11 protein-coding genes are annotated in these 11,198 nt (G+C 60.5%); 9 read left to right on the forward strand and 2 right to left on the reverse strand.

Annotated features, from left to right (window positions below):
* Positions 1–19 precede the first annotated feature (19 nt).
* Positions 20–952, reverse strand: coding sequence for a lipid A biosynthesis lauroyl acyltransferase (locus AC07V0_RS11125; protein ID WP_018925182.1), 933 nt, complete (start codon positions 950–952; stop codon positions 20–22).
* Positions 953–1,070: 118 nt separating this feature from the next.
* Here AC07V0_RS11125 and minC point away from each other — a divergent pair, with 118 nt between their 5' ends.
* From minC to AC07V0_RS11160, 7 genes are all read left to right on the forward strand, one after another.
* Entirely contained in the window at positions 1,071–1,808 is a 738-nt protein-coding gene (gene minC / locus AC07V0_RS11130) for a septum site-determining protein MinC (RefSeq protein ID WP_026331736.1), read from the forward strand.
* Positions 1,809–2,009: 201 nt separating this feature from the next.
* On the forward strand, positions 2,010–2,822 hold the full coding sequence (minD, locus tag AC07V0_RS11135) for a septum site-determining protein MinD (RefSeq protein WP_007940844.1): 813 nt from the start codon (positions 2,010–2,012) through the stop codon (positions 2,820–2,822).
* Complete coding sequence (gene minE / locus AC07V0_RS11140) at positions 2,822–3,076, forward strand: cell division topological specificity factor MinE (protein ID WP_007940845.1); 255 nt, start codon at positions 2,822–2,824, stop codon at positions 3,074–3,076. The genes minD and minE overlap by 1 nt, the downstream gene beginning before the upstream one ends.
* A gap of 91 nt (positions 3,077–3,167) precedes the next feature.
* The gene (locus AC07V0_RS11145) at positions 3,168–3,803 is read left to right on the forward strand and encodes an RluA family pseudouridine synthase (RefSeq protein ID WP_018925180.1); all 636 of its coding nucleotides are present in this window, start codon (positions 3,168–3,170) and stop codon (positions 3,801–3,803) included.
* 273 nt (positions 3,804–4,076) lie between these two features.
* Entirely contained in the window at positions 4,077–5,366 is a 1,290-nt protein-coding gene (locus AC07V0_RS11150; RefSeq protein ID WP_018925179.1) for a M18 family aminopeptidase, read from the forward strand.
* Positions 5,367–5,614: 248 nt separating this feature from the next.
* Positions 5,615–5,791, forward strand: a complete 177-nt coding sequence (locus tag AC07V0_RS11155) for a hypothetical protein (RefSeq protein ID WP_008005668.1) — start codon at positions 5,615–5,617, stop codon at positions 5,789–5,791.
* 77 nt (positions 5,792–5,868) lie between these two features.
* Entirely contained in the window at positions 5,869–8,022 is a 2,154-nt protein-coding gene (locus tag AC07V0_RS11160) for a mechanosensitive ion channel family protein (RefSeq protein ID WP_086945806.1), read from the forward strand.
* Between the two features lie 7 nt (positions 8,023–8,029).
* Here AC07V0_RS11160 and AC07V0_RS11165 read toward each other — a convergent pair whose 3' ends face one another.
* Positions 8,030–8,743 (reverse strand): UTRA domain-containing protein, encoded by a 714-nt coding sequence (locus tag AC07V0_RS11165; RefSeq protein ID WP_007940851.1) that lies wholly within the window; start codon positions 8,741–8,743, stop codon positions 8,030–8,032.
* Between the two features lie 351 nt (positions 8,744–9,094).
* Between AC07V0_RS11165 and AC07V0_RS11170 the strand changes: the two genes are divergently transcribed.
* Both AC07V0_RS11170 and AC07V0_RS11175 read left to right on the forward strand, forming a co-directional pair.
* Positions 9,095–10,162, forward strand: coding sequence for an ABC transporter substrate-binding protein (locus AC07V0_RS11170; protein WP_018925177.1), 1,068 nt, complete (start codon positions 9,095–9,097; stop codon positions 10,160–10,162).
* A gap of 229 nt (positions 10,163–10,391) precedes the next feature.
* Positions 10,392–11,198, forward strand: a complete 807-nt coding sequence (locus AC07V0_RS11175; protein WP_018925176.1) for an alkaline phosphatase family protein — start codon at positions 10,392–10,394, stop codon at positions 11,196–11,198.

Genomic DNA, 11,198 nt, shown 5'->3' on the forward strand with positions numbered 1-11,198 from the left:
GCTTAAAGGGATCGGTGACTCAACCGCGTTTGGCGTACAGTTTCGGCTCGCCCGGTGGGCGGCTCTTGAAGCGGCGATGCGCCCAGAGATATTGCTCCGGACATTCGCGCAACGCACCCTCCACCCATTGGTTGATCCGAATGCAATCGGCCTCTTCCGTCTCGCCGGGAAAGCCTTCGAGCGGGGCATGAATCACCAGTCGATAACCGCTGCCGTCAGCCAGGCGCTCCTGGGTGAACGGCACCACCAGCGCCTTGCCCAAGCGTGCGAATTTGCTGGTGGCGGTGACAGTCGCCGCCTGAATCCCGAACAGCGGCACGAAGATACTTTGCTTGGCGCCGTAGTCCTGATCCGGTGCGTACCAGATCGCTCTCCCTGCGCGCAGCAGTTTGAGCATGCCCCGCACGTCGTCGCGCTCCACCGCCAGCGAGTCGAGGTTATGCCGCTCGCGGCCTTGGCGCTGGATGAAGTCGAACAGCGGATTCTTGTGTTCGCGGTACATGCCATCGATGGTGTGTTGCTGACCGAGCAACGCTGCGCCGATCTCCAGCGTGGTGAAGTGCACAGCCATCAGAATCACGCCCTTGCCTTGCGCCTGAGCCTGTTTCAAATACTCCAGGCCTTCGACATGGGCCAGTTTCGCCAGACGCTTGCGCGACCACCACCAGCTCATGGCCATCTCGAAGAAGGCGATGCCGGTGGACGCGAAGTTTTCCTTGAGCAGGCGTTTGCGCTCGGCAGCGGATTTTTCAGGGAAACACAGCTCAAGATTGCGCTTGGCAATGCGCCGTCGGTCGCCGGCCACTCGGTACATCAATGCACCCAGGGCGCGACCGATCGCCAGTAACGCCGGATACGGCAACTGCACAATCAGCCACAACAGCCCCAGGCCACACCACAGCGGCCAGAAACGCGGAGAAAGAAATGCTGTTCGAAATCGCGGGCGTTCCATTAAAGGTTCCGGAAAGTTAATGGCCGCGCATTCTACATCGTTCGACCCGGCTTGCGGCCTGCGGGCGTTCTCGTTATAAGTCTCGGCACTTTTAGTGACAAGCCGTTGTATGCCGACCATGAGCCAAACCGAACCGCTAGACCAAGATCCCGTGTTCCAGTTGAAGGGCAGCATGCTGGCCATTACGGTGCTGGAACTGGCCCGTAACGACCTCGAGAACCTTGATCGGCAACTGGCCGCCAAGGTCGCCCAGGCGCCCAACTTCTTCAGTAATGCGCCGCTGGTACTGGCCCTGGACAAACTCCCGGCCAGCGAAGGCTCGGTCGACCTGCCGGGATTGATGCGCATCTGCCGCCAGCATGGCCTGCGCACCCTGGCGATCCGTGCCAGCCGCATTGAAGACATCGCAGCGGCCATTGCGGTCGATCTGCCAGTGCTGCCGCCGTCCGGCGCGCGGGAACGCCCGCTCGACCCGCTCGAAGGCGTCGTAGCGAAAAAACCCGAAAAACCACCGGAGCCGACCATCAAACCGACAAAAATCATCACGTCGCCAGTACGTGGTGGCCAGCAGATTTATGCCCAGGGCAGCGATCTGGTGGTGATTTCGTCGGTCAGCCCGGGGGCGGAACTTCTCGCCGACGGCAACATCCATGTATACGGCGCGATGCGCGGTCGTGTGCTGGCCGGCGTCAAAGGTGATACGAAAGCCAGGATTTTCTGTCAGCAAATGACCGCTGAACTGGTCTCCATCGCCGGTCACTACAAGGTTTCCGAGGACCTGCGCCGCGATCCATTGTGGGGCGCCGGAGTACAAGTCAGCCTGTCGGGTGACGTGTTGAACATCATTCGGCTTTAACGGATACTGCCGCATTTTCCAAGCATCTCTAAAACGTAGCGAAAACGGCTCAAACGAAGTAGGAAAAAGGCTAAAAGCAGTGTTTACCGGGGGTAGATACCGCTCAAAACCGGATTCCAGCCAAGGCTGTCCGACTGCAGTAGTTTTTCAAGAGATGTTTTTCAGGGGCTAAACGTCCTTTTTCCTTAGGGGTAAAACACCTTGGCCAAGATTCTCGTGGTTACATCCGGCAAGGGTGGTGTGGGTAAGACCACCACCAGCGCCGCTATCGGTACCGGCCTCGCTCTGCGTGGTCACAAAACAGTTATCGTCGACTTCGACGTCGGCTTGCGTAACCTCGACCTGATCATGGGTTGCGAGCGCCGCGTGGTGTATGACTTCGTCAACGTGGTGAACGGCGAAGCCAACCTGCAACAGGCCCTGATCAAAGACAAGCGCCTGGAAAACCTCTACGTGCTGGCCGCCAGTCAGACCCGCGATAAAGACGCGCTGACCCAGGAAGGCGTAGAAAAAGTCCTGATGCAGTTGAAAGAAGACTTCGAATTCGTGGTCTGCGACTCCCCGGCCGGTATCGAGAAAGGTGCCCACCTGGCCATGTACTTCGCTGACGAAGCGATCGTCGTGACCAACCCGGAAGTCTCCTCCGTACGTGACTCGGACCGCATGCTGGGCCTGCTGGCCAGCAAGTCCCGTCGCGCCGAAAACGGCGAAGACCCGATCAAGGAACACCTGTTGCTGACCCGCTACAACCCTACGCGCGTCGTCAACGGCGAAATGCTCGGCGTCGAAGACGTCAAGGAAATCCTCGCGGTGACCCTGCTGGGCGTGATTCCGGAATCGCAAGCCGTCCTCAAAGCCTCCAACCAGGGCGTGCCGGTGATTCTCGACGACCAGAGCGACGCCGGCCAGGCGTACAGCGATGCTGTCGATCGTCTGTTGGGCAAGACCGTGGACCATCGTTTCCTCGATGTCGAGAAGAAGGGATTCTTCGAGCGACTTTTTGGAGGTAGGTAATGAACCTTTTTGACTTCTTTCGTGCCAACAAAAAGCCCAGTACCGCCTCGGTAGCGAAAGAGCGTCTACAGATCATCGTGGCGCATGAACGCGGCCAACGCAGTACGCCGGACTACTTGCCAGCCTTGCAGAAGGAACTGGTGGAAGTGATCCGCAAGTACGTCAATATCGGGTCCGATGACGTGCACGTCGCTCTGGAAAACCAGGGCAGCTGCTCGATTCTGGAACTCAATATCACCCTGCCCGATCGCTGAGTCGATCCGGCGGGAGCCACGGCGGCTCAGGGCCCTTCCATGACTGGAGGGGGCCTGAGTCGCCGTTGGCGTTTGTTACGAGGCTGTTTTAATGCCGTTGTCCAACATCCGCATCATCTATCAGGACGCCGCCGTACTGGTGGTGGATAAACCGACCCTGTTGCTCTCCGTCCCCGGACGGGCCGATGACAACAAGGACTGCCTGATTACGCGCCTGCAAGAAAACGGCTACCCGGAAGCGCGAATTGTCCATCGGCTGGACTGGGAAACCTCCGGCATCATTCTGCTGGCCCGTGATCCGGACACTCATCGCGAGCTGTCTCGGCAATTTCACGACCGCGAAACCGAAAAGGCCTACACCGCCCTGTGCTGGGGACAACCGGAACTGGACAGTGGCAGCATCGACTTGCCCCTGCGCTACGATCCGCCGACCAAGCCACGGCATGTGGTGGACCACGAATTCGGCAAGCACGCCCTGACTTTCTGGCGTGTACTGGAGCGTTGTGGCGACTGGTGCCGCGTCGAGCTGACGCCAATCACCGGCCGTTCTCACCAGTTGCGCGTGCACATGCTCTCCATCGGCCACCCGCTGCTGGGTGACGGGCTCTATGCCCATCCGCAAGCCCTGGCTGCCTGGCCACGCCTGTGCCTGCACGCGAGCATGCTGAGCTTCACTCATCCGCAAAGCGGCGAACGCCTGCGCTTCGAGTGCCCGGCACCGTTCTAACGGTGGTGCCCAGGCTTCGGTGTCGAGGGAGCTGTTGTGGCGAGGAGGCTGTTGTGGCGAGGGAGCTTGCTCCCGCTGGAGTGCGGAGCACTCCCAAAACCAGCGACCGTATTCTGTCGGGCACACCGCGCAAGCAGGATTTGCGGCCGCTGCGCCGCCGAGCGGGAGCAAGCTCCCTCGCCACATTAAATCTCACGCGCCGCCAACATCAGGCCCGCCGCACTTTGCGCTTTCAATACGTTAAACTGGCGCCACTGCTGTCTGGAGCTTCTTATGCGCGAAGAGTTGAACCAAGGCCTGATCGACTTTCTCAAGGCCTCCCCTACCCCGTTCCATGCCACCGCCAGCCTTGTCCAGCGCCTGGAAGCGGCCGGTTTTGTGCGCCTCGACGAGCGCGAGCCATGGACCACCGAAGCCAATGGCCGTTACTACGTCACCCGTAACGACTCTTCGATCGTCGCGTTCAAAATGGGCCGTCATTCGCCCCTGCATGGCGGCATTCGCCTGGTTGGCGCGCACACCGACAGCCCGTGCCTGCGGGTCAAACCCCAGCCGGAACTGCAACGCCAGGGCTTCTGGCAATTGGGCGTCGAAGTCTATGGCGGTGCGCTGCTGGCGCCGTGGTTCGACCGCGATCTGTCGTTGGCCGGCCGCGTGACCTTCCGTCGCGATGGCAAGGTCGAGAGCCAGTTGATCGACTTCAAGGCTCCCGTTGCAATCATTCCGAACCTGGCCATTCACCTCAACCGTGAAGCCAACATGGGCTGGGCGATCAATGCCCAGACCGAGCTGCCGCCGATTCTCGCGCAATTCGCCGGTGACGAGCGCGTGGACTTCCGCGCCGTGCTCACCGATCAGCTGGCCCGCGAACATGGCCTGAACGCCGATGTGGTGCTCGATTACGAGCTGAGCTTCTACGACACCCAAAGCGCTGCGGTCATTGGCCTGCATGGCGATTTCATCGCGGGCGCTCGCCTGGACAACCTGTTGTCGTGCTACGCCGGCCTGCAAGCATTGCTGACGACCGAAACAGACGAAACCTGCGTGCTGGTCTGCAACGATCACGAAGAAGTCGGTTCCTGCTCGGCCTGTGGCGCCGACGGTCCGATGCTTGAGCAAACCCTGCGTCGCCTGTTGCCCGAAGGGGATGAATTCGTACGGACCATTCAGAAATCCCTGCTGGTCTCGGCCGACAACGCCCACGGCGTACACCCGAACTACGCCGACAAGCACGACGCCAACCACGGCCCGAAACTCAACGCCGGCCCGGTAATCAAGGTCAACAGCAACCAGCGCTACGCCACCAACAGCGAAACCGCCGGGTTCTTCCGTCATTTGTGCATGGCCGAAGAAGTACCGGTGCAAAGCTTCGTGGTGCGCAGCGACATGGGCTGCGGCTCGACCATCGGCCCGATCACCGCCAGCCACCTGGGCGTGCGCACCGTGGACATCGGCCTGCCGACGTTCGCCATGCACTCGATCCGCGAGCTGTGCGGCAGCCATGACCTGGCACACCTGGTCAAAGTGCTGAGCGCGTTTTACGCCTGCCGCGAATTGCCATAACCCTTGTGATTAAAAGGCAACTTTTGTGGCGAGGGAGCTTGCTCCCGCTCGGCTGCGAAGCAGTCGTAACTTGGCAAACTCGGTCTGGCTGATTAGCCGATGTTGCTTTGTTTTGGGGCTGCTTCGCAGCCCAACGGGAGCAAGCTCCCTCGCCACAATGATCTTACGATCCATTCCTGCCACACATCACCAACGCCCGCCCGAAAGCCGCCTAGACTTGCAGTAACCCCTCCGACAAGGCTGTCACCATGATCTCGATGTCTTCGTTTCACGCCATGCTGATCCCGATTCTTTCCGGGATGATCATGTTGGCCATCGGCTTCAACTTTCGCGACAAGAACGCCGGTGTGTTCGCGATGTGGGTCGGCATGCTGATGATCCTCGCCACCGTGATCTACAAGATCCTCGCCAAACTCAACGAATAAATCCTTACGCCCGGCTCGCATTGATTTTGACGGGCTCGTACACTCGGCCGATTCGCTCATCCGAGGTTGACCGCCTAGTGTTCGCTCGTCTTTTTGCCCTGCCTTGTTTGTTCCTTGTCTGCCTGATGACGCTGCTGCCGCTGACGCCTGCCCAGGCGGCCGGCTTGCCGGGGCTGCTCAGCGGCTCGGCGAAAACCCAGCCCGAAGCGCAAGCTCCACTGGGGCAGTCGCTGGACGAAGTCATCAAGTCGCTGGAAAACGATCAGCAGCGGACCAAACTCCTGGCGGACCTGAAAAAGCTGCGCGACGTCAGCAAAAAAGCCCAACCGACCACAGAAGAAGGCGTGCTGGGCTTGATCGGCGGCACCCTGGCCAGTTTCGAAAAGCAATTTTCCGGCGCCGACAGCCCCCTCACTCGCTGGTCCGAAGAAGTCAACCTGGCCAAGGATGAACTGGTGGCACTCATGCTGCCGGCCAATGAATGGCTGCCCATCATCTTTGCCTTCGCCATGATCCTGATGGTCTGGAGCTTGCTGGCCGCCGCCCTGATCTGGCTCGGCCACCGGGTGCGCATGCGCTTCGGCCTCACCGAAGAACTGCCGCAACACCCCAAGGCCCTGGACATGCTGCGCTTTGCCTTGCGCAAACTCGGGCCGTGGATGATCGCCCTGGTCATGACGGTATACATGACCTACGCCCTGCCCTCGTCATTGGGCAAAAGCCTGGCCATGGTGCTGGCTTATGCGCTGGTGGTCGGTACCTGTTTCTCGGCGATCTGCGTCATCGCGTTTTCCCTGCTCGATGGCCCGCATCGTCATCGCGCCCTGTACATCCTGCGGCATCAGGCCTTCCGCCCGTTGTGGCTGATCGGCAGTTTCGCCGCCTTCGGTGAAGCCCTGAACGACCCGCGCCTGATCGCCAGCCTAGGTGAACATCTGGCCCATACGGCGGCGACGTTCGCCAATGTACTGGCGGCGATCTTCACAGGTTTTTTCATTCTGCGTTTCCGCCGGCCCATCGCGCATCTGATCCGCAACCAGCCGCTGTCTCGGCGCCTGACCCGCCGCGCCTTGAGCGACACGATCGAAATCCTCGGGACGTTCTGGTATCTGCCGGCGCTGGTGCTGGTGGGCATCTCGCTGTTCGCCACCTTCGTCTCTGCCGGCGACACCAGCACCGCGCTGCGTCAGTCGCTGATCTGTACCGTGCTGCTGGTGTTGTGCATGGTCATCAACGGGCTGGTGCGCCGTCATTCACTCAAGCCTCAACGCGGCCCCAAGCGCCATGCGCTGTATTCGGATCGTCTGAAAAGCTTCTTCTACACCCTCGCCCATCTGCTGGTATGGCTGGCGTTCATCGAACTCGGCCTGCGGGTCTGGGGCATGTCGCTGATTCGCTTCACCGAAGGCGAAGGGCATGAAGTCAGCGTCAAACTGTTCAGCCTCGGCGGCACGCTGATTTTTGCCTGGCTGATCTGGATCCTCAGTGACACCGCCGTGCACCACGCCCTAACCCGCTCGCGCAAAGGCCTGGCCAATGCCCGCGCGCAGACGATGATGCCGCTGATCCGCAACGTGCTGTTCGTGGCGATTTTCATCATTGCGCTGATCGTCGCCCTGGCGAACATGGGCATGAACGTCACGCCGCTGCTGGCCGGTGCCGGCGTCATCGGCCTGGCCATCGGCTTCGGCGCGCAATCGCTGGTGGCCGACTTGATCACCGGGCTGTTCATCATCATCGAAGACTCCCTGGCCATCGACGACTACGTGGACGTCGGCGGCCACCTGGGCACCGTCGAAGGCCTGACCATCCGCACCGTGCGCCTGCGGGACATCGACGGCATCGTCCACACCATTCCGTTCAGTGAAATCAAAAGCATCAAGAACTACTCCCGAGAGTTCGGCTACGCGATCTTCCGGGTGGCGGTGCCCTCGAACATGGACATCGACGAGGCGATCAAGCTGATGCGCGACGTCGGCCAGAAAATGCGCACCGACCCGCTGCAACGGCGCAACATCTGGTCGCCGCTGGAGATTCAGGGGGTCGAAAGTTTCGAGTCCGGCAATGCGATTCTGCGCGCGCGCTTCAAGACCGCGCCGATCAAGCAGTGGGAAGTGTCCCGGGCGTTCAACCTGTCGCTCAAGCGGCATCTGGATGAGGCCGGACTGGATCTGGCGACACCGCGCATGAGCATTCAGGTGATCACCCCCGGTGGCGAACAATCTGCGTAGGTGGGATTCAAACCACATCCACCCCGACATGAATCGCATCATGGCGCCAAAACTCCAGGTCACAATCGATCAGCCGCTGGTGCTGATCGTAGTTGACCCGGGCAATCCGCAACCCCGGGCTGCCCACCGACACCCGTAAAGCCGCCGCGGCGTCCACCGACAACGCGGTCGGCACGATCTCGAAGCGCACCCGCCCGTAGTGCAAGTCGTAATGCCGCGCATACAGTTCGGTCATCGACTGATTCAGATCGAAATCCAGGATCCCCGGAAAATACTGCGGGTTCAGGTAGTGCTCCACATACAGCACCAATCGCCCGTCAATCCGTCGCGAGCGGCAGATCTGGATCACGCTCGACAGCGCCGGCAACTGGAGCCAGGCACATACCGCCGCTGACGCCGGTTGCAAACGCGCGGAAATCACCTCGGTGGACGGCACCCGCCCCTGGGCGCTGACCATCGCGTGAAAGTGGCTGCGTTGCATCAGGTTATAAGCCAGCCGTGGTGGCGACACGAACCAGCCGCGCCGCTCCTCGCGATAAATCTGGCCCTGGGCCTCCAACTGCAACAACGCCTCACGCACGGTAATCCGCGTGGTACCGAACAACTCACTGAGCTTGCGCTCGGCCGGCAACTTGCTCCCGGGCGCCAACAGCCCGTGGTCGAGCTGTTCTTGCAGAACCTGCCCGATCGCTGTCACCGCTTTGGTTGTCTCGATGCGCATCAACGTTACCTATCTGGACTAGACCAGCACTGATTCAGGGCAGAACCGCGATTGAAACCGGGCTCCATCAATTGCCTGCAAGCCTAGGCACTGCAGATGACTGACAGATGACAAAGCCGCCGAACGGTTGCTTCAGACACCTGCAATTTCATGGCCAAGTCCCTTTCATATCAGCCCTTTAGCCATGGTCTACGCTTATCTCGCACCCCGCGTATCCGAGCGCAGGAAATTCAGGCCGACCGGTCGTCGACATCAAAATGTCATCCAGGACGCCTAAATTGGCTCAGGTATTGCTGACCTAGACCAACACAACCGCAATCGCAGCGTTGAAAACGCCCAAAGGAGCTTCGGATGAAACAGTTTTTCCTGGCATCACTGTTAGGCTCGACCATTGCCCTGTGCACTGCCGCCATGGCGGCGGATACCGATCTGAAAACACTCGAAGCCGCTGCGAAAGCGGAAGGCGCCGTCAACAGCGTCGGCATGCCCGATGACTGGGCCAACTGGAAAGGCACCTGGGAGGACCTAGCCAAGAAATACGGCCTGAAACACATCGACACCGACATGAGTTCGGCCCAGGAAATCGCCAAGTTCGCCGCCGAAAAAGACAACGCCACAGCCGACATCGGCGACGTCGGTGCCGCCTTCGGCCCGATCGCGGTCAAGCAGGGCGTGGTGCAACCTTACAAGCCGAGTACTTGGGCACAGGTTCCGGACTGGGCCAAGGACAAGGACGGTAACTGGGCACTGGCCTACACCGGCTCCATCGCGTTCATCATCAATAAAAAGCTGCTGCACGGTTCCGAAGCACCGACCAAATGGGCCGACCTCAAGAGCGGCAAGTACAAAGTCTCCATCGGTGACGTAAGCACCGCAGCCCAGGCTGCCAACGGCGTACTGGCCGCCGCCCTCGCCAATGGCGGTGACGAGAAAAACATTCAGCCAGCCCTGTTGCTGTTCGCAGACATCGCCAAGCAAGGCCGCCTGTCCATGGCCAACCCGACGATCGCCACCATGGAAAAGGGTGAAATCGAAGTCGGCGTGGTCTGGGACTTCAACGGCCTGAGCTACAAGGCCAAGATGGCGAATCCGGATGACTACACCGTGCTGATTCCATCCGATGGCTCGGTGATTTCCGGCTACACCACCATCATCAACAAATACGCCAAGCACCCGAACGCCGCCAAACTGGCCCGCGAATACATCTTCAGCGACGCTGGCCAGATCAACCTGGCAAAAGGCAACGCCCGTCCAATTCGCGCCGAGCATTTGACTCTGCCGGAAGAGGTCAAGGCCAAGCTGCTGCCTAACGAACAGTACAAAAAGGTCACGCCGATCAAAGACGCCGACGCGTGGGAAAAGACCTCCAAGTCGCTGCCGCAGAAGTGGCAGGAAGAAGTCATCATCAATATGCCGTAAGGCGGTCAATCCCCATTTGGAACTCCGATGGAGATCCAAATGGGGGAGCGGGCCTGTGGCGAGGGAGCTTGCCCCCGTTCGAGTGCGCAGCGCTCGTAGATACTGGGTCCGCTGCGCGGCCCAACGGGGCGATGCGGCGGTCCGACAAGCCCCCTCGCCACACAAGCCCGCTCCCACAAGGGATTGGTTGCGTACTTGAATCATCTGTTTTTGCGGAGTCCCACCCCCCATGAAGCACAACGTCATCCTTGTCGTGCTCGACGGCCTCAATTACGAAGTCGCGCGCCACGCCATGGGGCATCTGCAGGCTTACGTTGGCGCAGGACGCGCGGCGCTCTACAAACTGGAATGTGCACTGCCGGCCCTGTCCCGACCACTTTACGAATGCATCCTGACCGGCGTTGCGCCGATCGACAGCGGCATCGTTCACAACAACGTCTCGCGCCTGTCCAACCAGCGCAGCATCTACCATTACGCCACCGACGCTGGTCTGAAAACCGCCGCCGCGGCCTATCACTGGGTCAGCGAGTTGTATAACCGTTCACCGTTCGTGGCCGCCCGGGACCGTCACACCGACGACCCGAAACTGCCGATCCAGCACGGTCACTTCTACTGGAACGACCACTACCCGGATTCGCACCTGTTCGCCGACGCGGAAAACCTGCGCCTGCGCCACGCGCCGAACTTTCTGTTGGTCCACCCCATGAACATCGACGACGCCGGGCACAAGCACGGCCTCGACACCCCGCAATACCGCAACAGCGCCCGCTCGGCGGACGTCATCCTCGCCGACTACCTGCAAGGCTGGCTCGACGCCGGATACCAAGTGCTGGTGACTGCCGACCACGGCATGAACAACGACCGCTCGCACAACGGCCTGCTGCCTGAAGAACGCGAAGTGCCGCTGTTCGTCCTCGGCGACGCCTTCAGCTTCAACCAAGGCGCTGCACCGAAACAAACCGAACTGTGCGGCACCGTCTGCGAACTGCTGGGCGTGCCCCACGACAAACCTGTGTGCCGGGAGCTGCTCAAGTGA

The sequence above is a fragment of the Pseudomonas sp. GW821-FHT01E10 genome (assembly GCF_059422365.1).